Below are 22,100 nucleotides of genomic sequence, written 5' to 3'. Positions count from 1 at the left end.
GGCGGGAGGCCCGGGCAGATATTCGAAACGATCGCCGGTGCGTTACTCGGCGGCGGCGGCCAGTTCACCGCCCATGGCAGTCTCGCCATCCAGGGTGACGGCGACGGCATGCACCACCGCGGCGATGCGCACCGCCTGCTGCACCTGCTCGGCGGTCATGCCGGCCTTGCGCAGTTCATGCTCGTGGGCGATGACGCACATGCCACAGCCCTTCACGGCAGACACGGCAAGGGACCAGAGTTCGAAATCGACCTTCTCCACGCCGGGCTTGCCGATCACGTTCATGCGCAGCTTGGCCGGCAGGGTCTTGTACTGGTTCTCACCGCCGCCCTCGCCCATCAGATGGACGAAGCGGTAGTAGATGTTGTTCATGCCCATGATCGCGGCTGCGGCCTTGGCGGCGGTCAGCGCCTCGGGCGAGAGCTGCGCACCGAATTCGGCCAGGATGGCACGGATCGTGGACGGCTCGCGGGCGGCGAGCGCGGAGGCGACGAAGGTGCCGGCGCGCTGCTGCTCGGTCAGGCCCGGTTCGGCGGCGAGCGAGCCCAGGTTGAGCTTGAGGTCGCGGGCATAGTCGGGCAGGCGGTTCTTCAGGCTTTCGAGGCTCATGGCTGAATTCCTTTCAGATCTGGCGCGGGTATCCGCCGTGCCCTGCCGGGCACGGCGAATCCCTGTCTGGTGCCTTAGGCGGCCTTCAGGACCTCTTCGCCCTTCTGCCAGTTGCAGGGGCAAAGCTCGTCGGTCTGCAGGGCGTCGAGCACGCGCAGCACTTCCTGCGGATTGCGGCCGACGCTGAGATCGTTCACCGACACGAAGCGGATGATGCCTTCCGGATCGACGATGAAGGTGGCGCGCAGGCAGACGCCCTCGGCCTTGTCGAGGATGCCGAGCTGCTGGCTCAGCTCGCGCTTGATGTCGGCGATCATGGCGAACGGCAGATCCTTCAGATCCGCGTGGTTGTTGCGCCACGCCAGGTGCACGAACTCGGAGTCGGTCGACACGCCGTAGACGACGGCATCGCGGTCGTTGAAGTCGCCGTTCAGCTTGCCGAAGGCCGCGATCTCGGTCGGGCAGACGAAGGTGAAGTCCTTCGGCCAGAAGAACACGACCTTCCACTTGCCCTTGTCGGACTCGCTGGAGATGTCGGTGAAGGCCTTCTTCGGGTCGGTGGACACGACGGCCTTGAGATTGAAGGCGGGGAACTTGTCGCCGATGGTCAGCATGTGAAAAACGCTCCTCTCTTGGATACGAATGGCTCAGGTCTGGGGCGGCGGGGCTGGTCGAGGCATTGGCGATGCCCCCGTGTCCCGCTCGAAGTGATAATTAGACGCTTTCTAATTATTGGTCTAACGGATAATTCCGTTGAAAATAATCGGCTCAGTCGATTAAATAGCGCCATGCTGAACCTGCCCACCCTGAGGCAATGGCGCTATCTGGTCGCTTTGGCGGAAATCCGCCATTTCGGCAAGGCCGCCGAGGCCTGTTTCGTCACCCAGTCGACGCTATCGGCCGGCATCCAGGAGCTGGAGACCCAGCTCGGCGCCGCCCTGGTGGACCGCACCAAGCGCAAGGTGGTGCTCACCCCGCTGGGCGAGGAGCTGGCCGGGCGGGCGCGCGAATTGCTGCGCGAGGCGGAGGAGATGGTGCTGCTGGCCCGCGCCGCCGCCGCGCCCTTGAGCGGGCCGCTGCGCCTGGGCGTGATCCCGACGATTTCGCCTTTCCTGCTGCCGCGCGTGCTGCCCGCGCTGCGGCGGCGCTTTCCCGACCTGCGGCTGTTCCTGCGCGAGGATCTCACCGCGCGGCTGGTCGACCAGCTGCAGGCCGGCAAGCTCGACCTGCTGCTGATCGCCCTGCCCTATGAAGGCGGCGCGCTGGACACGCTGGAACTCTTCGACGACGAATTCATGGTGGCCTGCCGCAGCGACCACGTCCTGACGAAACGCCAGTCGGTGAAGCTGGACGATCTGGCCGATGCGCCGCTGCTGCTGCTGGAAGACGGCCATTGCCTGCGCGACCATGCGCTGGCGGCCTGCCGTCTGCCGCCATCGCCGCGGCGCGACGGTTTCGCCGCCACGTCGCTGCACACCTTGGTGCAGATGGTCGATAGCGGCCTGGGCGTCACCCTGCTGCCCCGGCTGGCCCTGGATGCCGGCATCCTGCGCGGCACCGAGGTGACGACGCGCCCGCTGGCCAACGAGGGCAAGGCCAAGGCGCCGGCGCGCCATATTGGCCTGGCCTGGCGGCGCGGCACGCAGCGTGCCAAGGAGTTCACCCTGTTCGGCGAGGCCCTGGTGGCCGCGCTGAAGCAGCCGGTTTCCGAATCGCAGAGCAAGACAGCATGAGCATGAGCAATACCCTGATCCGTCCGGCGACGCCGGCCGATGCCGCCACCATCGTGAGTCTGGTGCAGGCATTGGCGCTGTATGAGAATGAACCCCTGAGCAGCGTGAAGATCACACCCGCGGATGTTCTGCGCGACGGCTTCGGCAATGAGAGGCGATTCGAAGCGCTGATCGCGGAACTGCACGGCGAGCCGGTGGGATTCGCGCTGTTCTTCCACAATTACTCCACCTGGGAAGGGCGGGCCGGCATCTATGTCGAGGACCTGTTCGTGCTGGAACGCGCACGCGGCCATGGCCTGGGGCGGCAGTTGATCACGGCGCTGGCCGCCATCGCAGATGCACGTGGCTGCAAGCGACTCGACCTGAACGTGCTGGACTGGAATCCAACACGGGAATTCTACCATCGCATCGGCATCGGCCACCTGAAGGAGTGGCTGCCCTACCGCATGACCCAGCCGGCACTGGCAGCACTGGCGGCGCAGGCCGACAGAAACTGGTTTCCCGCCTGCCCGCGTAGCGCCCACGCGCCATAAAACCTTTGTCGTTCCGCAACCACCTGTGACAGAGTCGGATCGGGAAACAGATCCGGGATGACCGAGCGCAGCAATCAGACGACGGCACCGATTCCCCGGCGCGGCCGCGGCATACCACGTGGCTTCGGCGCGGTCGTCGTCGTTGTCGCGATCCTGCTGGCTGCCGCCAGCACCCTGATTTATGCGCTGGTGCTCAATCTGCGCGATGCCGACCGCGACCGCATCAACCTGCAGGCCGCCGGCCTGAGCCGCAGCCTGGCGGATACGGCGCAGCACCAGATCGACGTGGCCGACCTGCTGCTGCAATTCGGCGGCGCCGAACTGGGCGACCGCGTCGCGCAGGGCCTGAACCCGAGCGAATCGATTGCCCAGGCGCTGAGCGAGCGCGTCGCCATACTGCCGCAGGTGGACGGCCTGCATGTCTATGCCGCGGACGGCTCGCGCCGTTTTTCCACCGGCACGGCCGCGATGCCGCTCGATGTCGCCTGGCATCCGGCTTTCGACCGCCACCGCAGCGGCACGCTGCAGCAGATTTCCGCGGGCTGGACCGACAGTGCGAGCAGCCTGTGGCTCAGCCGCCGTCTGGTCGATTTCAGCGGGCGTTTCGCCGGCGTCATCGTCGCGTCGCTGAACATCACCGGCGACGAGTTGCTGGACCCGAATTACCTCGGCCTGCCGGTCTCGACCGCGGCGCTGGTGCACGAACAGGGCCGACTGATCGTCGGCTGGCCGCAGCACGAGGCCGCCGAACTGGCAGGCCTGACCGGGTTCATCGACGGCGAGCGTGGTCATGTCGCCATCGAGGACGGCATCCTGTACTGGTCGCGCCTGTCCGGCTTCCCCATCAACGTCATGCTGCGCGTGGGCCAGCGCGACATCGACAGAACCTGGCAGCGCGCCGCGCTCGGCTATGGCCTGCTGCTCGGCATCGCCACGCTTGGGGCGATCGCAGCATTATGGGCCACATGGCGTCAGTTGCGGCGACGGGCCGCCAGCGAGGCGCTGCTGCAGGGCATGATGGACAATCCGCCGATCGTAATGGCCTTGCAGGACGCGCAGGGCCGCTACCTGATGGCGAACCGGCATTATGCCGACCTGCTGAACATACGCCCCGACGAGATGATCGGCCGCAAACCGCACGACTTCTTTCTGCCGACCATCGCCAAACGCTTCGATCAGCAGATCGCCGATACCATCGCCGCCGGCCAGGCGCTGGTCTTCGACTCGCAGAACCGGCTGCGCGACGGCAGTGAACGCGACTACATCCTGGTGCGGTTTCCGATCTACGACGCGCAGCGCCGTCTGCTGGCGGTAGGCAGCATCGCCACCGACATCACCGAGCGCAAACAGCTGGAGGCGGCCCTGCGCGAGCAGGCTGCCGAGCGCGAGCAACTGGTGGAAAGCTATGCCCGCCAGCGCGAGGTGGCGGAAACCGCCAACCGGGCGAAGAGCGAATTCCTGGCGCATATGAGCCATGAGCTGCGCACGCCGCTGAACGCCATCATCGGATTTTCCGACATGATCGCCAACCAGATGCTGGGGCCGCAATCGCCGAAATACTTTGAATATGCCGAAGACATCAGCCGCAGCGCGCATCACCTGCTGAGCGTGATCAGCGACATTCTCGACGTTTCCAAGATCGAGAGCGGCCGGCTGGAACTGGAGCTGGCCACGCATCACCCGCAGGATCTGGTGGACGACAGCCTGCGGCTGGTGCGCGGGCGCGCCCGCGAGGCCGGACTGAAGCTGAGCGGCCAGCTCGATTCCGGCCTGCCCAGCCTGAACGTGGATGCCCGCGCCATCAAGCAGGTGCTGATCAACCTTCTGGGCAATGCGATGAAATTCACACCGAACGGCGGCAGCATCGCGATCAGCGGGCAGCGCGCCGAGGATGGCGGCGTGACGCTGACGGTGACCGATACCGGCATCGGCATCGCGCCGGAGAACCTGTCGCGCGTGTTCGAACCCTTCTGGCAGGCCGATGCCGGCGTGCGGCGCATCGAAGGCAGTGGCCTGGGCCTGAGCATCTGCCGCAAGCTGATGGAACTGCATGGCGGCACGATCGCGGTGCAATCGACCGCACAGCAGGGCACGCGGGTGACGCTGCATTTCCCGCCGCATTGCGTGGCGCCGGCGCAGGCCTGACCCGAAGCAAACAAAAACGGCGCGCCCTGTTGGCGCGCCGTTGAATCCGTTCTGCCGTGTCTGGCGCGGAGGGCGGCCGGTTATTGCTTGGCCGGCTTGACCTCGATCTCGCTGCCCGCGTCGGCGGCCTGGCTGATGGTGGGCGACACCGAGGGCTGACGCGGCTTGCGATTGGCGATCTCGTCGGCGCGGCGCTGGCGATACACGCTGCGCATCGTGACGTAGTAATCCAGCGAGGTCTTTTCGAGATTGTCGAGGGTCTCAAGCAGCTCGGCGCGGGCATCGATGCCGGTCAGCGCCGTGCGGGCGTAGATCCATTCCTGGCGATCGGTGTTGTTCAGATACCAGTTGAGCGGGTCCATCGCCGAATCGGCCGCCAGGCCGACCAGGTCGCGCGGATTGCTCGGACCGATCACCGGAATGAACAGGTACGGGCCTTCGCCGCTGCCCCAGACGGCGAGCGTCTGGCCGAAATCCTCGGTATGGCGCGGAATGCCGAACCACTTGTCGGCGGCATCGAACACGCCCAGCACGCCGATGGTGGAATTGATGGCGAAGCGCTGCAGCGTGTCGCCGGCACGCATGGTCTCACCCTGCATCAGGTCGTTGGCGAGGAAGACCGGGGTCTTGAGGTTGAGCAGGGCGTTGCGCACGCCTTCGCGCGCCGGCTCGGGCACCAGGGTGGAATAGACGAAAGCCACCGGCTTGAGCAGGAAATTGTCGAGCACCTGGTGGAATTCGAACAGCGCGCGGTTGACCGGCTCGAGCGGATCGTTGGCCTCGTCATAGGCGGCACGGGCCTGCGGATCGGCCGGTGCGGTGGTGCAGCCGGCAAGCAGGCCGCCCGCGAGAAGGGCGGCGGCGGCAACGGCCTTCCACTGTGGGACCTTCCACTGCGGCTGGCGCTGGCCGGACGAGGGCTGGGTAGCGTGCATAGGCTGGCAACCTCTTATACTTCTGAACAGTAAGCTTATCAGGCATCTAGGCAGCCGGGGCAAGCCGAATCCCGGCCAGGTGTGACCGCCGCTAGGTATCGGGGCGCGCGAAGGCTTTTTTTCCACAGGGGTGATGCAGTTCTGCAACAGCCGGAGCCTATCCGAATCGGAGGGGTATTGCCGCCGGCCACAACCGGCGAGGCAGGCGGCGGAACCGGCACCGGCTCAGTGCAGGGCGGAACCGGGGGCGTCCGCCCGAGACCCCTCCCCGGCCTCCTCGTCGTCGGGATCATCGGTTTCCACCGCCGGGATGGCATAGGCGCCTTTCAGCCAGCGGTTCAGATCGACATCGGCACAGCGCACCGAGCAGAACGGGGCATGCGTCTCCGTCGCCGGCTTGCCGCAGATCGGACAGGCTTTGGCGGCCGGCATGGTCAATGTCCCAGGCGGCTGACGGTGAAGGATTCGCGGCGGCGGCCGGCCTCGGGCTTCACCTGCACGGCGGCGCCGATCTGGCGTTCCAGCCTTGCCCGCAATTCGGCATCGATCAGGGCGGCCAGATCGGGTGCGCAGGCGATCTCCACCCGGCCCCCGCCCGACGGGCCGCTGCCGGCCTCGCGCCAGGCGCGACGCAGCACTTCGGCCAGCACGGCAGGCAGCGAGGGCAGCCGGCCGTCGCCGTCGCAGGTGGGGCAGTTCTCGAACAGGCGTGCCGCGAGCGACTCGCCGAAACGCTTGCGCGTCATCTCGACCAGCCCCAGCGCCGACATGCCCAGCACCTTGGTGGGGGCCGGGTCGCTTTTCAGCGCGTTGCGCAGGGCATTCACCGTCTGGGCGCGATAGGCGGCGTTTTCCATATGCAGGAAATCGATCACGACGATGCCGCCGATGCCGCGCAGGCGCAGCTGGCGCGCGATCTCGACGGCGGCCTGCAGGTTGGTCTGCAGCGCCTGTTCCTCGAAGGCCTGGCCGCTGCGCGCCGATGCGCGGCCGGAATCGACGTCGATGGCAGTCAGCGCTTCGGTCTCGCCGAACACGATGGCGCCGCCCGAGGGCAACTCGACGCGGCGGCCAAGCGCGGCGGCGATGTCGGCCTCGATGTCGAACAGCTCGAACAGGCCGGCGGGATCGTCGAAACGCTCCAGCCGCGCCACGTAATTGGGCGCGTGCTCGAACAGCCAGGCGCGCGCTTCCGCAAAACCCGCCGCCGCGTTGACGCGGATGCGGTCCAGCCTGGCACCGACGTAATTGCGCAGCGCGCGGCCCACCGGCCCCATCTCGCGCCACAATTCCGCCGGCACATCGGAAGCCGCATCGGCCCGTGCGCGGCGCTCCTCGATGGCAATCCAGCGCGCGCGCAGGCGGTCCAGATCGGCGGCGAGATCCTCTTTCGAAACGCCGTCGGCATTGGCATTGACGATGCAGCCCATGGCCTTGCGGCGTTCTTCGCCTTTGCGGCGCTCGGGCTCGCGCTTGACCGGCCTGGCGACGCGGCGTTCGCCGGCGCGGTGCTGCAGCCGCTCGCTCACCTCGCGCTGCAGCCGCGCGGTGACCTCCAGCGGGGTCTGGTCGGCCAGCGCCAGCAGGCTCTGCATCACGGCGGCCAGCCGCATGCGCTCGGCATCCTGGCTGATGCGCCGGTTCACGCGCACGGCGGGATCATGGGGCGTCAGCGACAGGAACCGGCCCGGCAGGGCGATGTGGCAGGTGAGCTTGACGCCCTTCTCGCCGACCGGATCGCGGCTGACCTGCACCAGCACGGTCTCGCCTTCATGCAGGCATTGCTCAATCGGCTTGTCGCCGCCCTCTACCAGGTCGTCGCGGCCCAGAAAGCCGTCGCGGCTGAGGCCGATATCGACATAGGCGGCCTGAAGGCCCTTTTCGATGCGGCGCACGCGGCCGAGGAAAATGGCGCCGAGCGCGGAATCGCGATCGGGCCGTTCGAGATCGAGATGCACCAGCCGGTCGTCCTCGACCAGCGCGACGCGCGTCTCGGTCAGTCCCACATCGATCAGCAGCTCATTGGCCATCGAATCGACTATACTAGTTTTCCGGCCATAGCGGATAGCCGAAGCCGCGCAGCAGCCCGGCGGTTTCGGCCAGCGGCAGGCCAACCACATTGGAATAGGAACCGCCGAGCCAGGCGACGAAGACGGCGGCGCGGCCCTGAATGGCATAGCCACCGGCCTTGCCGAGCCCCTCACCGCTTCGCAGATAGGCGGCAACCGCCGCCGCATCCAGCCGCTGGAACCGCAGAATGGTCTCGACCACGCGGGTGGCCAGGCGGCCATCGGGATGGATCAGGCACAGGCCGGTCAGCACGCGATGGCGCCGGCCGGACAGCAGGCCGAGACAGTCGCGCACCTCGGCCTCGGTCTCGGCCTTGGGCAGGATGCGGCGGCCCAGCGCCACAACGGTGTCGGCAGCCAGCACCAGGGCATCGGGGCGCTCCCTGGCCACGGCGGTCGCCTTGGCCAGGCTGAGGCGCGCGGCGAGCGCACGCGGCAATTCACCCTTGAGCGGGGTTTCGTCCAGATCGGCGGCGCGGATTTCGGTCGGCTGGATGCCGATCTGGGCCAGCAGGTCGCGCCGGCGCGGCGAGGCGGAGGCCAGTACAAGAGGCAGGACCGACGGATGGGCGGCCACGATTCCGGCCCCGGACCAGACTTACTTGAAGCGGAAGGTGATGCGACCCTTGGTCAGGTCGTAAGGGGTCATTTCCACCATGACCTTGTCGCCGGCCAGAACGCGGATGCGGTTCTTGCGCATCTTGCCCGAGGTATGGGCCAGCACTTCGTGGCCATTGTCGAGCTTGACCCGGAACATCGCGTTGGGCAGCAACTCGTCGACCACGCCGGGGAACTCCAGCAATTCTTCCTTCGCCATTCAACCTCTGTTTTACGGTAGTCGCGCGTCCGGAAACGACGCGGCACGGGGTGCGCCATGCAGCGCGGGCGAGAACATGCGCGCAGCGGGCCGGAAAATCAAGCGCAGCCCACCCCGGGGCCATGGCTAGGCCGCGCCCAAATGGAACAAAGTGCGAAAAGCCGTCGCCGGACGACCTATTCTGCCCTGATGCGGCCTATTCCACTTCAATGCGGATGGCCGACCACACCCATTTGGCGTCATCCTGCTTCTTCAGTTCGGGGCTGGCATCGCGCGGGAACACCACCCAGGTGGGGCCGCGGCCGCCAAGGCCCAGATACTTGCCATCAGCCTTCACCGCCAGCAGCACGTCGAACTTTTCGATCTCGGCCATGGGGATTTCGGCGCCATAGCCGTCGATGGCATAGACCTTCACGCTCTTGCCCGATGCGCCGGCGGCCTTCAGCACGTCGCGCAGCAGCGGTCCTTCGAAGCGATAGGCCTTCGGCCAGGTGTCGTATTTCACCGTCAGCGTCTTCATGCCCAGCTTTTCCAGCATGGCAAGATCGAAGGCGGCGCCCTTGTCGAAGCCAACATTGCCGAACTTGAAGAAGGCGTCGTCGAACTCGTTCACCGCGCCGCGGTTGGCGTTGGCGATCTTGCCATGGATCGTGAGCACCACCGGACCCGCCGGCTGGGCCAGACCGGCGGCGCGGGCGTGCAGCGGCGCGACGGCCAGCAGGCAAAGGGCGAACAGGGCGACAAGAATACGCATAACATCATCCTCCCGAAGGGCGTTTCGTCCCATTCTGGTTACGCGGGACAGCGATGATCGTCCAGTGAATTGATTTTTAGAATGGCGGGCCAGGACAATCCGGCCAGGATAGGCCGATCAGGCGGCGGGCGGGAAAACCATCGTCGCCGTGGTGCCGCAGCCGAGTTCGCTGTCGATGGTGAGCCTGCCGCCATGCAGGGCCATCAGGCGATGCGAGATCGCCAGGCCCAGGCCAGTGCCCTGGCGGCGCTGGCTTTTCGGACCGGCCTGATAGAAAGCCTCGCCCAGCCGCGCCAGATCGACCGGCGCGATACCGGGGCCATCGTCGCGGACGCTGATGCGCAGCGCGCCGTGATCGTCCACCTTGCCGTCCACCACAATGCGGCCCTCGGACGGCGTGAACTTGATCGCATTCGAAATCAGGTTAAGCAGCACTTGGCGGAAGGCGCTGCGGTCGGCCTGCAGCACCGGCAAGCCATGCAGCGAGGCATCCATTACCAGCGACAGCTCCTTCTGCCGCGCCTGGGTGATCAGCAGCGAGATCACCGCATCGGCCTCGTCCACCACCTTCAGGCGATCCAGCGTCAGCGTCATCTTGCCGGCCTCGATGCGCGAGAGATCGAGGATCGAGGTGATCACCTCCAGCAGATGCCGGCCGGCGCGGCCGATCAGGCTGGCATAGTCCTTGTAATGGCTATCGCCCAGCGGACCATAGGCCTCGCTTTCCAGCAGCTCGGCGAAGCCGATGACTGCATTCAGCGGCGTGCGCAACTCATGGCTCATGAAGGCGAGGAACTCGCCTTTCGAGCGCGAGGCCAGCATGGCCTCTTCGCGAGCGGCCTCGGTCTCGGTCAGCGCGCGATGCAGCTCCATCGCATCCACCGCAAGGGCGGCGAATTCGCGGAGCTGCGCCTGCGCCTTTGCGTCGAAGCTGCGCGCCACCGTGTCGAAGATCGCCAGCGTGCCCACCGGCTGGCCGCCGAGGCCGACCAGCGGCGCGGCGGCATAAAAGCGCAGGCCGCCCTCGCCGGCGACATAGGGATTTCCGTCGAAGCGGCTGTCCTGCGAGGCATCTTCGATGACGCAGACCTCGTCCTTCAGGATCGCCCAGGCGCACAAGCCATGCTGGCGCGGAATTTCGCGCACGTCGATGCCGGTATGGGCCTTGAACCAGAGGCGGTCGGTATCGACCAGGCTGATCATCGCGCCCGTGGTGCCGAAAACGCGCGTGGCCAGCTGCACCAGACGATCGAAGCGCGGATCGTATGGCGTATCCAGAATGGCGAGGCGGCGCAGCGCGGTCAGGCGCGCGGCTTCGTCGGGCGGCAAGGGTGCGGCGACCAAAGCGGCAATCTCGTGGGGATCACTGGCAGGAGGCCCTTACATAGAGGCGGGTCTTCGCCCCTGCAAGCATTGCTTTGCGCGGCAAAACCCACTCTTGCGATTAACCATGACACTGCCGCGACCGGAAATGGAAATCGACCGCGGCAGGGTGCAGGAATGCGATCAGCGGCGCTTCAGGATCGCCTCGCCATCCACGGTCATGCTCACCGTCTGTTCGCCGGCGGCGGTTACCGGCGGCACACCGGCGGCCACGCCCTTGGCCTCGGCGGCGCGCATCAGCATCGGGCGCGAGACGCCGCCGCCATGCACGCCGATGCGCGCCCAGCCGGCGAAATCCATGCCCAGTGCGGCGGCGGCGCGCTGGGCCCGCGCGGTCAGGCGCTGCAGCGCCTCGGCCACCAGATCGTCCTGCACGGCGCGCTGCTGCTCGCGCGAGATCATGTAACCCAGCTCCTGCAGCGCCAGTCCCTCGCCCTGCAGGATGCCAACGACGTCCAGCAGTTTCGCATCCTCCTTCGCGGTCAGGATCATGCTCTGCTGTGCGCGCCACACGGGCGCGGGCGGCTTGGCGCCCGCCGGCAGGGCCTGCGGGCGCGCCGGCGCTTCCTGCCAGGTGCTGTAGCCGCCGGTCTCGACGTCGAGACCCACGGAGCGCACGCGGGCCAGCGCCCTGGCCATGGCGGCGTTGACGCTGGCCTGCGCGGCAGCGGCCTGCTCGGAGCTGGCCTGCGCCACCAGGCGGGCGCGGATGGTGTCGGGGGTGACGTCGCGCTCGGCCTGCTCGTTCAGGGCCAGCAGGGTGGCGTCATCGGGCAATACGCGCTGCGCCGTCTGCGCGGCGGCGATGCCCGAGATCAGCACGGGGGCCAGCAGGAACGCCGCGACGGCGGCAACGGAAAGGACGCGGATGGTCGCCATGAGAGAAAATCTCCGGATCGTTATGCCGCAGCATAACCGGAGAACCATGGCGACTTTGCGGCAAAAAAGGCCGGGCCAGGCGCGGAACCAGGCGCCCGGGCCAGTACCTGGCCCGCGCCTGGCCCGCGCAGATGGCAGGATCAGTGCGTCGCCAGCAGCGGCCGCATGCGGTCCTTGGCGTGGAAATACTTGCGGGCGTAGGCCACCACCTGGCCATCGGTGGGGTGGTCCACGGTCTCGACCCCGACGATCTTGGATTCCAGTTGCGGCGCCGCCTTGTGGACATGGCGGATGAATTCCAGCTTGGCCGCGCCGGGGCCGAGCACCAGCACCTCGCCGGCGCCCTCCAGCTTATGCGCGACCTCGGCGTAGAAGGCGAGGTCTGCCGGTTCGCGGCCCGAACCCACGACGGAGCTGGCCTTGTGGTGCAGATGGTGCTTGTGGCCGTGTACCGTGAACTTCTCGGCTTCTTCCCTGTTGAAATGGAAGATCCGGGCCTCGACATGATCGAGCCAGACCACGGCATGGTAATGCGACATCGCGTTTTCCTCCAGCGGACGATACGAGAGGAATCTGCACCCGGCGTGGCCGGAGCGCCTTGACGCAGGTCAATCCTTTCAGCCGGCGACGGCCGGCTTCCTGACGAAACGCTCGCGGATTTTCTTCATCAGGAAATCGCGCACCTCGCGATAGGCCTGCAGGCGCTGCTCGCGCGTGCCTTCGACGATGGTGGGGTCGAAGGTGTTCCAGAATTCCACGTCGCAGGCCATGGTGCGCGTCATGTCGACCGCGGTGTGCTGCGCCTCGGGCGACAGCGAGACGATCAGGTCGAAGGAGGAATCCTCCAGATCGTCGAATGTCTTGGAGCGATGTTTCGAGATATCGAGCCCGATCTCGTCCATCACCTCGACGGCGAGCGGGTCGACCGGCTGCTTGCGCACGCCGGCGGAGTCGACGAAGACCTGCTTCGGATACAGCGCCTTGAGTATGCCCTCGGCCATGGGGGAGCGCACGCTGTTCATGGTGCAACAGAACAGCACGCTGCCGGGAAGCCGATCGCTCATACGGCTTACCGGATATGCAGGACGCAGATCAGGGTGAACAGCCGGCGGGCGGTATCGAAATCGGTGTCGATCTTGCCCTTCAGCCGCTCGCGCAGCAGCTCGGATCCCTCGTTGTGCACGCCGCGGCGCGCCATGTCGATGGTTTCGATCTGCGATGGCGAGGAGCGCTTGATCGCCTGGTAATAGCTGTCGCAGATCTCGAAATAGTCCTTCACGATGCGGCGGAAGGGCGAGAGGGCCAGAATGATCTTGCCCAGCGGCGTGGCACCCTCGTCGCGGATATCGAAGACCAGGCGGTTGTCCTCGATCGCCAGCATGAGCTGGAACGGGCCCTGGTTTTCATGGGCGCCGATGGGCGAGAAGACGTTCTGCTCCAGCAGATCGAAGATCGCCACGCGTTGTTCATGCTCGATGTCGGGCGAACGGCGCACCACCGTGCGCTCGTCGAGCTGCACGTCGACGAGGCGGTGCGTGGTTGGCGGCGCCTTTTCGGTCATGCCGCGCCCTTGGCCAGTCGAATGGCGACCGACAGCGCATGGCCCTGCAGTCCCTCGGCCTCGGCCAGGGCCACGGCGGCCGGCCCGATCCGCTGCAGCGAGGCGGCGTCGCACTGCACCAGCGTGGTGCGCTTCATGAAATCGAGCAGATTGAGGCCGGAGGCGAAACGCGCCGCGCCCGCCGTCGGCAGCACATGGTTGGGGCCGGCAACGTAGTCGCCCACGGCTTCCGGCGTGTGGCGGCCGAGGAAGATCGCGCCGGCATGGCGCACCTTGGAGGCCAGGGCCTGAGGATCGTCGATGGCGAGCTCCAGGTGCTCGGGCGCGATGGCATCCACCAGCGGTGCGGCATCGGCAAGCTGCTTCACCGTGATGAGCGCGCCGAATTTTTCCCAGCTCGCCGTGGCGATGGCGCTGCGCGGCATGGTGGAAAGCTGCTGGCGCACGGCGGCGCCCACCTGTTCGGCGAAGGCGGCGTCATCGGTGATCAGCACCGACTGCGCCACCTCGTCATGCTCGGCCTGGCTCAGAAGATCGGCAGCGATCCAGGCCGGATCGTTTTTATTATCGGCCACCACGAGGATCTCGGAAGGCCCGGCCGGATTGTCGATGCCGACCTGGCCGAAGACCAGCCGCTTGGCCGTGACCACGTAGCTGTTGCCCGGACCGGTGATCTTGTCGACCGCCTTGATGCTTTCGGTGCCATAGGCCAGGGCGGCCACGGCCTGGGCGCCACCGGTGCGGTAGACTTCCGTCACCCCGGCCAGTTTCAGCGCCGCCATCACCAGCGGGTTCAACTCGCCCCCCGGGGTGGGCAGCGTGACCACGACGCGGCGCACGCCGGCCACCACGGCGGGAATGGCGTTCATCAGCACAGACGACGGATAGGCCGCCTTGCCGCCGGGCACATAAAGACCCACGGCGTCCAGCGGCGTCCAGCGATGCCCCAGCTTCACGCCTTGTGCATCGGTGTAGAAATCGTCGGCCGGCTTCTGGCGCGCGTGGAAGGCGCGGATACGCTCGGCCGCAACCTCCAGCGCCTTGAACGTGCCGGCATCCACCTGTGCGGCGGCGGTATCGATCTCGGCCTGACCGATGCGCAGACCGAGCTTGGCCGAATCGACGCGATCGAATTTCAGGTTCAGTTCGTGCAGGGCGGCATCGCCGCGCTTGCGCACATCGGCGATGATCTGCGCGACCGTGGCCGAGACATCGGCCTCGGCGTCGCGCTTGGCCTTCACCATCGCGTCGAAGCGCGCGGCGAAACCCTGATCGGCAGCGTTGAGGAAGACGGGCATCAGACGGCAACTTTCTTCTTCGCAGCCGCCGCCTGCTCGACGGCGGCGCGGAATTTCTCCAGCCAGCCGCCGACCTGCAGCGGCCGGGTTTTCAGCGCGGCCCGGTTCACCACCAGACGCGAGGTGACGTTGGCGATGATTTCCACTTCGACCAGGCCGTTGGCCTTCAATGTAGCGCCGGTGGAGACCAGGTCCACGATGCGGCGGCACAGCCCCAGGGTTGGCGCCAGTTCCATGGCGCCGTTCAGCTTGATGCATTCGGCCTGCACGCCGCGGGCGGCGAAATATTTCTGCGTCACATGCGGGTATTTGGTGGCCACCCGCACATGGCTCCAGCGTTTCGGATCGTCGGAAGCCGAGAGTTCCACCGGTTCGGCCACCGACAGGCGGCAGTGGCCGATATCGAGGTCGAGCGGGGCGTAGATCTCGGGGAAGTCGAATTCCATCAGGACATCATTGCCCGCCACGCCGAGCTGGGCGGCGCCGAAGGCAACAAAAGTGGCGACGTCGAAGCTGCGCACGCGGATCAGCTCGATATCCGGCTGGCTGGTGGCAAAGCGCAGCTTGCGGCTGTTCTCGTCGGCGAATTCCGGCTCGGGCACGATGCCGACGGCGTGCAGCAGCGGCATGACTTCCTTCAGGATGCGGCCCTTGGGCAGGGCCATCACCAGCTTGTCGGAAGGGGCGGCGTTCATGACACTTCCTTGTGCTTGGGCGCATGGCGCACCGGGTAGGGCTGGCCGATATCCTGCATCTGCGCGTCGACGCATTCCACCTCCAGCCGCACGGCGGCGCCGCCGGCGAAAACCAGGGTGAGCTGAGCGCCGGGCGCCTCGCCAGCCGGCTCGGCCAGGATCGAGAGCAGCTCGAGCGGGGTTTTTGCATCCTGCCGGTCGATGCCGCTGGACTGCACCTTCAACACGCCTTCGAAATGCAGGCCGGCGGGCACGCGCACATGCGGCACGGCGCGGATCAGCCGGCGCCTTGTATCGGCCAGGTGCTCGTCTTCCCAGCGGAAGCGGTTCAGAACCATGACGAAGCGGCGCTGGCGCGGTTGGAAGGTCATGTCGGCGGCATGCAGCGTCGCATCCTGCAGGCAGGCCGACAGCACCGTGATGTCCTCGACATCCTCGGCGCGCAGCTTCAGCGGCAGGAAACGTGGCGGCGCCATGGCGTTCAGTCTTTCAGCCTCTCGATCTGGGCGCCGCAGGCGGCCAGCTTCTCTTCCAGCCGCTCGTAGCCGCGGTCCAGGTGATAGACGCGGTTCACGACGGTCTCGCCCTCGGCGGCGAGACCGGCCAGCACCAGCGAGACGGAGGCGCGCAGATCGGTGGCCATCACCGGCGCGCCGGTGAGTTTCGGCACGCCGCGCACCAGCGCGGAGGCGCCATGCACCACGATGTTGGCGCCCATGCGCGCCATCTCGGGCACGTGCATGAAGCGGTTCTCGAAGATCGACTCGGTGATCATCGAGGCGCCCTCGGCCACCGACATCGCCGCCATCACCTGGGCCTGCATGTCGGTCGGGAAACCGGGAAAGGGCTGGGTGAGGAAATCGACGCCCTTCAGCCGGCTGCCGTTGCGGGCAATCGACACGCCGCGCGCGGTTTCGGCCACATCGCAGCCGGCCTCGCGCAGCTTGTCGGCCACCGACTCGATCAGGTCGAGCCGCGCATTCAGCAGCTCGACCCTACCGCCGCAGATGGCGACGGCAGCCGCATAGGTGCCGGTCTCGATGCGGTCGGGCACGATGCGATGCTGCGCGCCGTGCAGCGATTTCTTGCCGTGGATGGTGAGATGCTCGCTGCCGATGCCGTCGATCATCGCACCCATTGCCACCAGGCAATAGGCCAGGTCGGTGATCTCGGGCTCGCGCGCGGCATTCTCCAGCACCGTGGTGCCTTCAGCCAGCGTGGCGGCCATCAGCAGGTTCTCGGTGGCGCCGACCGACACCATGGGGAAGCGCACCATGCCGCCCTTCAGGCCCTTCGGCGCCCTGGCCTTGATGTAGCCGTTCTCGACATTGATCTCGGCACCCAGCGCCTTCAGGCCCATGATGTGCAGATCGACCGGCCGCGTGCCGATGGCGCAGCCGCCGGGCAGCGAAACCTCCGCCTCGCCGAAGCGCGCCAGCAACGGGCCGAGCACCAGCACGGAAGCGCGCATCTTGCGCACGATGTCGTAAGGCGCGAGCGTGGATTCGATCTTCGCGGCATTGAGGTGGATGGTGCGGCCTTCCGGCGTACCGTTGCCGCCATCCATCGACACATCGACGCCATGCTGCTGCAGCAGCTGCGCCATGGTGGCGATGTCGGCCAGGTGCGGCACGTTCGACAGGGTGAGGGTGTCGCCGGTCAGCAGGCTGGCCGCCATCAGCGGCAGGGCCGCATTCTTGGCCCCGCCGATACTGATGCTGCCGTCCAGCGGCCGACCGCCGCGCAACCGAATTCTATCCATAACGCCTTGATTCCAAAGGGCCATCGGCAGAACGGCCGGGGCCATGCCAAATTTGTCCCGTCTGTCTAGCGCAACGGGGCGCGAATCGCCAGTGCGGGGCCGTCCGGCGGCCGGCGTTACGGCTTCGGCATTATGGCCCGGGCGCTACAGCTTCGGCAGGGTGACGCCGCGCTGGCCCATATATTTGCCGGCACGGTCGGCATAGCTGACCTCGCAGGGCTGGTCGCCCTTGAGGAACAGGAACTGGCAGGCGCCCTCGTTGGCATAGATCTTCGCGGGCAAAGGCGTGGTGTTGGAGAATTCCAGCGTCACGTGGCCTTCCCATTCCGGTTCCAGCGGGGTGACGTTGACGATGATGCCGCAGCGCGCATAGGTGCTCTTGCCGAGGCAGATCACCAGCACGTCGCGCGGGATGCGGAAATATTCCACCGTGCGGGCCAGGGCAAAGGAATTGGGTGGGATGACGCAGACATCGGTGTCGAAATCGACGAAGGAATTGGGCGAGAATTCCTTGGGATCGACCACCGCGCTGTTCACGTTGGTGAAGATCTTGAACTCGCGCGCCACGCGGGCATCGTAGCCATAGGAGGACAGGCCGTAGGAGATGGTGCCCTCGCGCTTCTGCGCCTCGACGAAGGGCTCGATCATGCCGTGCTCGCGGGCCATCTGGCGGATCCAGATATCGGACATGACGGCCATCGGCGGCGGTCCCTTCTTCGTTGCGGAGAGCGATAATGCCTGCAGCGGGCTTACGCGGGCGGGTCGTCGCGGTCAAGGCCCGCAGGCTTGCCCTCGGCCGGCTCTGGCAGCCCGGGCTCGTCCGACGGTCCCTCGGACCGGACGGTTTCCTCACGGCCGCGGATTTGCTGCTTGCGGCGGGCCAGGTTGGCGCGCAGTTTCTGCGCCAGCCGCGCCTCGCGTTCAGCCGGCGCCGGCATGGATATCACGCGGCGGCAGCGCGCCCTCCATCAGGCGGCGGGCCATGGCCAGAAGTTCGGGTGGCGCCGGCGGCGGGGCCGCGCCGCCCGGCGAGGCGGCCAGGGCGGCGTTGTGATAGCGCGGATCCCCGGTCACCTCGGGCCCGAGCCAGGCGGGCAGCGCAACCGGATAGTCGGCGCGCGGCAGCTCGATCTCAGCCAGCCACAGGCCATGGTGGCGTTCGAGGAAGCGGTCGATTTCCCAGGCCAGGCCGCTGCCTTCCAGCGGCAGGCGATAGCGGATCTTGCTGATGATCTGGTCGGGCGGCAGGGATGCCAGCAGGCGGCCGGCCTGCTCGAACGGCACCGGGCTTTCGATTTCCTGGCGCGTCATGCCGGTCTGGGCGGATTTCAGCGTGAGCCAGGCACGATCGCCGGCGGTGCGCAGCCGAAGGGTCCAGCCTTCCAGGCCGCCGAAATAGCCCTGCACCAGCGGCGTGCCCGCCAGGCCCGCGACGATGCCGGTATCGCGCACCAGAAACTTGCGCTCGATCTCAGCGGCGGCCTTGGGCGTTTCCGCACCGATCATGGTGGCTCCGGGGGCATTTGGCTGGGCCTAAGCGATAGCCAAGCGGCGGCATGGCCGTCAAGCCGGCAACCTGTCGCAGCATCAAGCGGGTCGAAGCCTGGCCGCGGCTCCGGGCAAAGCCATGGAAAAAGGCGCAAATATGCCTTTGGCCAAAAGTCCTTATGTGCCGCTTGCGTGATCTGCCCGGCTGTGGCAGTTTCCGCGCCCGACGCCGGCCGGGCCCCTGAAGGCCTCCTGCCGGCTTGTCTGTTTCGGCCCACCTGAAGGCCGGACCCGGGCTGCCGTAGCTCAGTGGTAGAGCACCTCATTGGTAATGAGGAGGTCGCGAGTTCAATCCTCGCCGGCAGCACCAGCCCTCGCAATCTCCCCGCCCAGCCTAGATTCTCCCCCGTCCAAATCCTCGCGGCACAAGGCTGCATTGTATTGGCTATGCGGGATGAAATGCTTACTTCATGATGACGGTAAGCGAGGACAGACATGTCGCAACTGCTCTTTGCCGACCAACCGATTCTGGCCACCGTTGCCGCATACTGGTCGCGGCAGCGACGCGACCGCACGATGCCGGACCGGGCCGATATAGACCCGCTCGACCTGCCGCCATCGATATGGCCGAACCTGCTGCTCACCGAACCGGCCGGCCCTGACGGAAGCGGCGGCGAAAACTGGCGCTATCGCCTGGTCGGCTCGGCCCATGTCGAGCGCTACACCTTCGATTTCACCGGCAGGACCACCGGCGAAATCATGCATGGCAGCTATCGCGACTACATGAACCGCATCTATGCCACGGCCTTTCACGATGCCGTGCCGGTCTATTCCGAAAGCGTGTTCCGCTGGGACAGCGAAGGCTATGCCGCCACGCAGCGACTGATGCTGCCGCTGAGCCGCGGCACGCCCGACAAGACGGCCATGATCTTCAGCGTGCAGGTCTGGCCCAGCGAAAAGCCGGCCCAGCCCCGCTCGATCAGCGAACTCAGCCGTCGCGGCGATTTCCGCGACGGGTTTTTCATTCCGCTTGACCGCGAGAGTTTTCAGCCGCTGCCGGCCGCCGAGATGAATCCGCGATCCTGATCAGGGCGAACGCACGGTTTCCTGATAGCGGCTGAGAATCCGCAGCGGCACGCTGCCGCTGTTTTTCACCGTCACGTAATTACCGCCGGTTGGGCCGCGGCCATAGCGGCCGTATAACTCGATGCTGCCGCCGGCGGGCACATCGACGGCCTGATCGACCGGCGTGCCGAATTCGAGCCGGCCGGCGGCCGCACCGGCATTGGTGATCGTGATCGTGGTGTAGTTATAACGGTCGCCGACATCGATCTGACGGGTGGCGCCGGGCGCGACCTCGATCATGCCGGCCCGGACGGCGGGCGCGAACAGCAGGCCCAGGACCAGCGCACCGGCCAGGGTCATGATGGAAAGCCGCCCACGCGCGGCGAGCAATCTGGATATCGTGATCATGGACTTCTCCTTCGGCGGCGCCGGGCCGCTCGCGAGAAAAGATGGCACAGCCGCCGGCCGTACCAAGGGACAGCGGCCGGTCTTCACGGCGTATTGTGGTGAGGGTCACAGCAGGGCCGCGCAAGCCAGTTCTGCAAAAGTTGCAATAAAGGCGCGAAGGATTCGTCCGACTATACAATCCGATTTAGTAAACCGCTGTTAATCATAATTTATTAGGGGTTTTCCTTAAGATGAAATAAAATCGCGTTTGCTGCACGCAGGGGTGTTATCCTGGGGGGAGCAGAGTTCGATGGCGCAACGCTATCCATTCGTGAACTACAATATCGACGGCAAGGTCGTGACCCTGATCATGGTCTCCGAGGCCGGGGTGGCTACGCCGGAGATGGCCCAGCGGTCCATGGCGGCGTTCAAGCAGCGGCTGAAGAAGGAAGAAGTGGTCCTGGTCGCCAAAGGGGTCAGCCTCGCGCCGGTCTATATCGGCGCCAAGCCATTCGTCGACAAGCTGAAGGACGTGCCCCTGCATTCCATCCCGTGGGGCCAGGTGGAAATGTAAGCCGCCGGCCCGACTGCGGGCCGTCAGTCCATATCCCGATACATCTGGATTGCCGCGATTCTAGCTGTCGAGATGAATGCCATCCGGCGGCATCTCGTAGGCATCGAGTTCGAAGGTCTCGACATCGCCGATCGTGATCTCGTGCTCTTCCACCTGGCTGGGATTGCGCGTGTTGATCTCGCCGTCCAGCTTGATGCAGCCGAGCATATGGTCGATCCGCTCGCCGGTATTCGACAGCGGCAATAGCAGGCGCGAATAGCGGATATACGGCCGGCCGGCGAGGTGCAGCGTGTTGCGCCGGAAATGCACCTTTTTGTCGAAGGCGGCGATACAGAATCCCTCGTCGAAGAACTCGCGGAGCGGCGAGCGTAACGCCTCGTCCAGCCAGCGGCCATGCAGCTTGGCCTGCACCAAGCCCTCGACTTCCGCGCCGGCCAGCCGGTAGCGGAAACGCTGCTGCTCGTGATCCACCTCGATGATGAACAATGACGGCAGCAACCGGCGGATCTCGGCCGGGTCGATCGCCGAACGCGGTGGCGGAAAGCGGCTGGTCTTTTTCGACAGCCAGTAGAAATAGAGCTGACGGAGGTCTTCCTCGTCGATTTTTTCGGCGAAACGCATGGAATTCTTCCCGCTCCGCTGGCAAAGGTCCGATCCGACCCGCTTACTATGATTGGGTTTGGCCCATGCCCGCAACGGGGATCATTTTTTCCTCGCCTGCGATCGCCCCCATCGATTGTATTATGCAAAACAATCAATTTCCTCAATTCGACGGCGGGGCATAGAGTGTCAGGCAGGCGCATGGTCATGGCCGGGCGCCTGGCCAGATCAACAAGGCTGCGGCGGAAAAGGCTCCTCTGCCGCCGCAGTCCGCAAACGGCCGGCGTCATGCGCCGGCCGTTTCACCGTTTCAATCGGTGTATTGCGCGGCAATGCCGAGGATGACGTCGACGGCTGCGCCGTCCTGCGTCAGCGGCACCTCCAGGGCCTCGAAGTGGATGAAGGACCGGTCGGCGAAGGAAAAGCTGCCAAGGCTGCGCATCGGCTGCATCGCGGCGACAACGGCCGCGAAACTGGCGGTGAAGTTGCGGTAATCCTCGGCCTTGTACAATTCATCGAAAAAACGGCCGGTGGCATTCCGCCCGGCCATGGTGATGACGTCGCTGCCGAGCAGGCGCCAGCGGAAGCGCCGGCCGCCATCGATCACATCCGCCATGTATATGTTGGGCAACAGGCCCTTCATCCGCAGGGGATCGAAATCCGCCCGGGCCGGAAGGCGGGCATGGAGCCTGCCAAATCCCCGCCACCAGTCGAGCAGTTGCAGCAGACGTCCGTCGCGACAGCGCAGATCAGGATCAAGATGGACGGCCATGCCACGTCATGCTGCATTCCCTCCCCCAGCGCGGAGGATAA

Annotated in this window: 28 protein-coding genes and 1 tRNA gene; 6 read left to right on the top strand and 23 right to left on the bottom strand. The window is 66.2% G+C overall.

The window, feature by feature from the left end:
- Window positions 1–42 precede the first annotated feature (42 nt).
- Both ACK4FK_RS05165 and ACK4FK_RS05160 read right to left on the bottom strand, forming a co-directional pair.
- Window positions 43–609 (bottom strand): carboxymuconolactone decarboxylase family protein, encoded by a 567-nt coding sequence (locus ACK4FK_RS05165; RefSeq protein ID WP_409742072.1) that lies wholly within the window; start codon window positions 607–609, stop codon window positions 43–45.
- Between the two features lie 74 nt (window positions 610–683).
- Window positions 684–1,223 (bottom strand): peroxiredoxin, encoded by a 540-nt coding sequence (locus ACK4FK_RS05160; RefSeq protein WP_409742069.1) that lies wholly within the window; start codon window positions 1,221–1,223, stop codon window positions 684–686.
- Window positions 1,224–1,397: 174 nt separating this feature from the next.
- Here ACK4FK_RS05160 and ACK4FK_RS05155 point away from each other — a divergent pair, with 174 nt between their 5' ends.
- From ACK4FK_RS05155 to ACK4FK_RS05145, 3 genes are read left to right on the top strand one after another with little or no spacing between them, the layout of a single operon-like run.
- Window positions 1,398–2,342 (top strand): hydrogen peroxide-inducible genes activator, encoded by a 945-nt coding sequence (locus ACK4FK_RS05155; protein ID WP_409742067.1) that lies wholly within the window; start codon window positions 1,398–1,400, stop codon window positions 2,340–2,342.
- Window positions 2,339–2,875, top strand: a complete 537-nt coding sequence (locus tag ACK4FK_RS05150; RefSeq protein ID WP_409742064.1) for an N-acetyltransferase family protein — start codon at window positions 2,339–2,341, stop codon at window positions 2,873–2,875. Before ACK4FK_RS05155 ends, ACK4FK_RS05150 begins: the two co-directional genes overlap by 4 nt.
- Before the next feature lie 57 nt (window positions 2,876–2,932).
- On the top strand, window positions 2,933–5,020 hold the full coding sequence (locus tag ACK4FK_RS05145) for an ATP-binding protein (RefSeq protein WP_409742061.1): 2,088 nt from the start codon (window positions 2,933–2,935) through the stop codon (window positions 5,018–5,020).
- Between the two features lie 80 nt (window positions 5,021–5,100).
- On the opposite strand, the gene ACK4FK_RS05140 is transcribed toward ACK4FK_RS05145, so the two are convergent.
- The 18 genes from ACK4FK_RS05140 to ACK4FK_RS05055 all read right to left on the bottom strand — a co-directional run bounded on the left by ACK4FK_RS05140 (window position 5,101) and on the right by ACK4FK_RS05055 (window position 18,679).
- Window positions 5,101–5,955, bottom strand: coding sequence for a VacJ family lipoprotein (locus ACK4FK_RS05140; RefSeq protein WP_409742058.1), 855 nt, complete (start codon window positions 5,953–5,955; stop codon window positions 5,101–5,103).
- Window positions 5,956–6,180: 225 nt separating this feature from the next.
- On the bottom strand, window positions 6,181–6,387 hold the full coding sequence (gene yacG, locus ACK4FK_RS05135) for a DNA gyrase inhibitor YacG (RefSeq protein ID WP_409742055.1): 207 nt from the start codon (window positions 6,385–6,387) through the stop codon (window positions 6,181–6,183).
- Between the two features lie 2 nt (window positions 6,388–6,389).
- On the bottom strand, window positions 6,390–7,985 hold the full coding sequence (locus tag ACK4FK_RS05130; RefSeq protein ID WP_409742052.1) for a ribonuclease E/G: 1,596 nt from the start codon (window positions 7,983–7,985) through the stop codon (window positions 6,390–6,392).
- A gap of 13 nt (window positions 7,986–7,998) precedes the next feature.
- On the bottom strand, window positions 7,999–8,601 hold the full coding sequence (locus tag ACK4FK_RS05125) for a Maf family protein (protein ID WP_409742049.1): 603 nt from the start codon (window positions 8,599–8,601) through the stop codon (window positions 7,999–8,001).
- A 21-nt stretch (window positions 8,602–8,622) separates the two neighbouring features.
- Window positions 8,623–8,841, bottom strand: coding sequence for a translation initiation factor IF-1 (infA, locus tag ACK4FK_RS05120; RefSeq protein ID WP_144067704.1), 219 nt, complete (start codon window positions 8,839–8,841; stop codon window positions 8,623–8,625).
- Window positions 8,842–9,037: 196 nt separating this feature from the next.
- Window positions 9,038–9,595 carry a molybdopterin-dependent oxidoreductase gene (locus tag ACK4FK_RS05115; RefSeq protein WP_409742045.1) on the bottom strand — a complete coding sequence of 186 codons (558 nt, stop codon included), beginning with the start codon at window positions 9,593–9,595 and terminating at the stop codon, window positions 9,038–9,040.
- Between the two features lie 117 nt (window positions 9,596–9,712).
- A complete protein-coding gene (locus ACK4FK_RS05110; protein ID WP_409742042.1) occupies window positions 9,713–10,939 on the bottom strand; it encodes an ATP-binding protein in 1,227 nt (408 codons plus the stop codon).
- Window positions 10,940–11,101: 162 nt separating this feature from the next.
- Window positions 11,102–11,857: an SIMPL domain-containing protein gene (locus ACK4FK_RS05105; protein ID WP_409742039.1), complete on the bottom strand. Its 756-nt coding sequence runs from the start codon at window positions 11,855–11,857 to the stop codon at window positions 11,102–11,104.
- A 140-nt stretch (window positions 11,858–11,997) separates the two neighbouring features.
- Window positions 11,998–12,396 (bottom strand): hypothetical protein, encoded by a 399-nt coding sequence (locus tag ACK4FK_RS05100; protein ID WP_409742036.1) that lies wholly within the window; start codon window positions 12,394–12,396, stop codon window positions 11,998–12,000.
- Window positions 12,397–12,474: 78 nt separating this feature from the next.
- The gene (locus tag ACK4FK_RS05095; RefSeq protein WP_409742033.1) at window positions 12,475–12,921 is read right to left on the bottom strand and encodes an arsenate reductase ArsC; all 447 of its coding nucleotides are present in this window, start codon (window positions 12,919–12,921) and stop codon (window positions 12,475–12,477) included.
- Window positions 12,922–12,926: 5 nt separating this feature from the next.
- Complete coding sequence (locus tag ACK4FK_RS05090) at window positions 12,927–13,418, bottom strand: UPF0262 family protein (protein ID WP_409742031.1); 492 nt, start codon at window positions 13,416–13,418, stop codon at window positions 12,927–12,929.
- Entirely contained in the window at window positions 13,415–14,716 is a 1,302-nt protein-coding gene (hisD, locus tag ACK4FK_RS05085; RefSeq protein WP_409742028.1) for a histidinol dehydrogenase, read from the bottom strand. The genes ACK4FK_RS05090 and hisD overlap by 4 nt, the downstream gene beginning before the upstream one ends.
- Window positions 14,716–15,411 (bottom strand): ATP phosphoribosyltransferase, encoded by a 696-nt coding sequence (hisG, locus tag ACK4FK_RS05080; RefSeq protein WP_409742025.1) that lies wholly within the window; start codon window positions 15,409–15,411, stop codon window positions 14,716–14,718. Before hisG ends, hisD begins: the two co-directional genes overlap by 1 nt.
- Window positions 15,408–15,887 (bottom strand): DUF2948 family protein, encoded by a 480-nt coding sequence (locus ACK4FK_RS05075; RefSeq protein ID WP_409742022.1) that lies wholly within the window; start codon window positions 15,885–15,887, stop codon window positions 15,408–15,410. The genes hisG and ACK4FK_RS05075 overlap by 4 nt, the downstream gene beginning before the upstream one ends.
- 5 nt (window positions 15,888–15,892) lie before the next feature.
- Window positions 15,893–17,173: a UDP-N-acetylglucosamine 1-carboxyvinyltransferase gene (gene murA / locus ACK4FK_RS05070; RefSeq protein WP_409742020.1), complete on the bottom strand. Its 1,281-nt coding sequence runs from the start codon at window positions 17,171–17,173 to the stop codon at window positions 15,893–15,895.
- A 144-nt stretch (window positions 17,174–17,317) separates the two neighbouring features.
- Window positions 17,318–17,872, bottom strand: a complete 555-nt coding sequence (gene dcd, locus ACK4FK_RS05065; RefSeq protein WP_409742017.1) for a dCTP deaminase — start codon at window positions 17,870–17,872, stop codon at window positions 17,318–17,320.
- A gap of 50 nt (window positions 17,873–17,922) precedes the next feature.
- Window positions 17,923–18,111, bottom strand: a complete 189-nt coding sequence (locus ACK4FK_RS05060; RefSeq protein WP_409742015.1) for a hypothetical protein — start codon at window positions 18,109–18,111, stop codon at window positions 17,923–17,925.
- A complete protein-coding gene (locus ACK4FK_RS05055; protein ID WP_409742012.1) occupies window positions 18,095–18,679 on the bottom strand; it encodes a CYTH domain-containing protein in 585 nt (194 codons plus the stop codon). The genes ACK4FK_RS05060 and ACK4FK_RS05055 overlap by 17 nt, the downstream gene beginning before the upstream one ends.
- 277 nt (window positions 18,680–18,956) lie before the next feature.
- Between ACK4FK_RS05055 and ACK4FK_RS05050 the strand changes: the two genes are divergently transcribed.
- Both ACK4FK_RS05050 and ACK4FK_RS05045 read left to right on the top strand, forming a co-directional pair.
- Window positions 18,957–19,031 (top strand) — tRNA-Thr (locus ACK4FK_RS05050).
- Window positions 19,032–19,156: 125 nt separating this feature from the next.
- Window positions 19,157–19,747 (top strand): PAS domain-containing protein, encoded by a 591-nt coding sequence (locus ACK4FK_RS05045; protein WP_409742009.1) that lies wholly within the window; start codon window positions 19,157–19,159, stop codon window positions 19,745–19,747.
- Here the strand turns inward: ACK4FK_RS05045 and ACK4FK_RS05040 are convergent, their stop codons facing one another.
- Window positions 19,748–20,134: a hypothetical protein gene (locus ACK4FK_RS05040; protein ID WP_409742007.1), complete on the bottom strand. Its 387-nt coding sequence runs from the start codon at window positions 20,132–20,134 to the stop codon at window positions 19,748–19,750.
- Between the two features lie 289 nt (window positions 20,135–20,423).
- Here ACK4FK_RS05040 and ACK4FK_RS05035 point away from each other — a divergent pair, with 289 nt between their 5' ends.
- Window positions 20,424–20,687, top strand: a complete 264-nt coding sequence (locus ACK4FK_RS05035; protein WP_409742005.1) for a hypothetical protein — start codon at window positions 20,424–20,426, stop codon at window positions 20,685–20,687.
- Window positions 20,688–20,747: 60 nt separating this feature from the next.
- Here the strand turns inward: ACK4FK_RS05035 and ACK4FK_RS05030 are convergent, their stop codons facing one another.
- A complete protein-coding gene (locus ACK4FK_RS05030) occupies window positions 20,748–21,308 on the bottom strand; it encodes a PAS domain-containing protein (RefSeq protein WP_409742002.1) in 561 nt (186 codons plus the stop codon).
- A gap of 289 nt (window positions 21,309–21,597) precedes the next feature.
- A complete protein-coding gene (locus tag ACK4FK_RS05025) occupies window positions 21,598–22,059 on the bottom strand; it encodes a PAS domain-containing protein (protein ID WP_409741999.1) in 462 nt (153 codons plus the stop codon).
- Between the last annotated feature and the right edge of the window lie 41 nt (window positions 22,060–22,100).

The organism is Ferrovibrio sp., assembly GCF_046297895.1.
Taxonomy (GTDB): Bacteria; Pseudomonadota; Alphaproteobacteria; order Ferrovibrionales; family Ferrovibrionaceae; genus Ferrovibrio.
This window is presented reverse-complemented; position numbering and strand designations above follow the sequence as displayed.

Excerpts from the sequence above, each read along its gene's own strand:
- ACK4FK_RS05165 (WP_409742072.1), bottom strand. The coding sequence starts at position 609 with ATGAGCCTCGAAAGCCTGAAGAACCGCCTGCCCGACTATGCCCGCGAC.
- ACK4FK_RS05160 (WP_409742069.1), bottom strand. The coding sequence starts at position 1,223 with ATGCTGACCATCGGCGACAAGTTCCCCGCCTTCAATCTCAAGGCCGTC.
- ACK4FK_RS05155 (WP_409742067.1), top strand. The coding sequence starts at position 1,398 with ATGCTGAACCTGCCCACCCTGAGGCAATGGCGCTATCTGGTCGCTTTG.
- ACK4FK_RS05150 (WP_409742064.1), top strand. The coding sequence starts at position 2,339 with ATGAGCATGAGCAATACCCTGATCCGTCCGGCGACGCCGGCCGATGCC.
- ACK4FK_RS05145 (WP_409742061.1), top strand. The coding sequence starts at position 2,933 with ATGACCGAGCGCAGCAATCAGACGACGGCACCGATTCCCCGGCGCGGC.
- ACK4FK_RS05140 (WP_409742058.1), bottom strand. The coding sequence starts at position 5,955 with ATGCACGCTACCCAGCCCTCGTCCGGCCAGCGCCAGCCGCAGTGGAAG.
- yacG (WP_409742055.1), bottom strand. The coding sequence starts at position 6,387 with ATGCCGGCCGCCAAAGCCTGTCCGATCTGCGGCAAGCCGGCGACGGAG.
- ACK4FK_RS05130 (WP_409742052.1), bottom strand. The coding sequence starts at position 7,985 with ATGGCCAATGAGCTGCTGATCGATGTGGGACTGACCGAGACGCGCGTC.
- infA (WP_144067704.1), bottom strand. The coding sequence starts at position 8,841 with ATGGCGAAGGAAGAATTGCTGGAGTTCCCCGGCGTGGTCGACGAGTTG.
- ACK4FK_RS05115 (WP_409742045.1), bottom strand. The coding sequence starts at position 9,595 with ATGCGTATTCTTGTCGCCCTGTTCGCCCTTTGCCTGCTGGCCGTCGCG.
- ACK4FK_RS05105 (WP_409742039.1), bottom strand. The coding sequence starts at position 11,857 with ATGGCGACCATCCGCGTCCTTTCCGTTGCCGCCGTCGCGGCGTTCCTG.
- ACK4FK_RS05100 (WP_409742036.1), bottom strand. The coding sequence starts at position 12,396 with ATGTCGCATTACCATGCCGTGGTCTGGCTCGATCATGTCGAGGCCCGG.
- ACK4FK_RS05095 (WP_409742033.1), bottom strand. The coding sequence starts at position 12,921 with ATGAGCGATCGGCTTCCCGGCAGCGTGCTGTTCTGTTGCACCATGAAC.
- ACK4FK_RS05090 (WP_409742031.1), bottom strand. The coding sequence starts at position 13,418 with ATGACCGAAAAGGCGCCGCCAACCACGCACCGCCTCGTCGACGTGCAG.
- hisD (WP_409742028.1), bottom strand. The coding sequence starts at position 14,716 with ATGCCCGTCTTCCTCAACGCTGCCGATCAGGGTTTCGCCGCGCGCTTC.
- hisG (WP_409742025.1), bottom strand. The coding sequence starts at position 15,411 with ATGAACGCCGCCCCTTCCGACAAGCTGGTGATGGCCCTGCCCAAGGGC.
- ACK4FK_RS05075 (WP_409742022.1), bottom strand. The coding sequence starts at position 15,887 with ATGGCGCCGCCACGTTTCCTGCCGCTGAAGCTGCGCGCCGAGGATGTC.
- murA (WP_409742020.1), bottom strand. The coding sequence starts at position 17,173 with ATGGATAGAATTCGGTTGCGCGGCGGTCGGCCGCTGGACGGCAGCATC.
- dcd (WP_409742017.1), bottom strand. The coding sequence starts at position 17,872 with ATGGCCGTCATGTCCGATATCTGGATCCGCCAGATGGCCCGCGAGCAC.
- ACK4FK_RS05060 (WP_409742015.1), bottom strand. The coding sequence starts at position 18,111 with ATGCCGGCGCCGGCTGAACGCGAGGCGCGGCTGGCGCAGAAACTGCGC.
- ACK4FK_RS05055 (WP_409742012.1), bottom strand. The coding sequence starts at position 18,679 with ATGATCGGTGCGGAAACGCCCAAGGCCGCCGCTGAGATCGAGCGCAAG.
- ACK4FK_RS05045 (WP_409742009.1), top strand. The coding sequence starts at position 19,157 with ATGTCGCAACTGCTCTTTGCCGACCAACCGATTCTGGCCACCGTTGCC.
- ACK4FK_RS05040 (WP_409742007.1), bottom strand. The coding sequence starts at position 20,134 with ATGATCACGATATCCAGATTGCTCGCCGCGCGTGGGCGGCTTTCCATC.
- ACK4FK_RS05035 (WP_409742005.1), top strand. The coding sequence starts at position 20,424 with ATGGCGCAACGCTATCCATTCGTGAACTACAATATCGACGGCAAGGTC.
- ACK4FK_RS05030 (WP_409742002.1), bottom strand. The coding sequence starts at position 21,308 with ATGCGTTTCGCCGAAAAAATCGACGAGGAAGACCTCCGTCAGCTCTAT.
- ACK4FK_RS05025 (WP_409741999.1), bottom strand. The coding sequence starts at position 22,059 with ATGGCCGTCCATCTTGATCCTGATCTGCGCTGTCGCGACGGACGTCTG.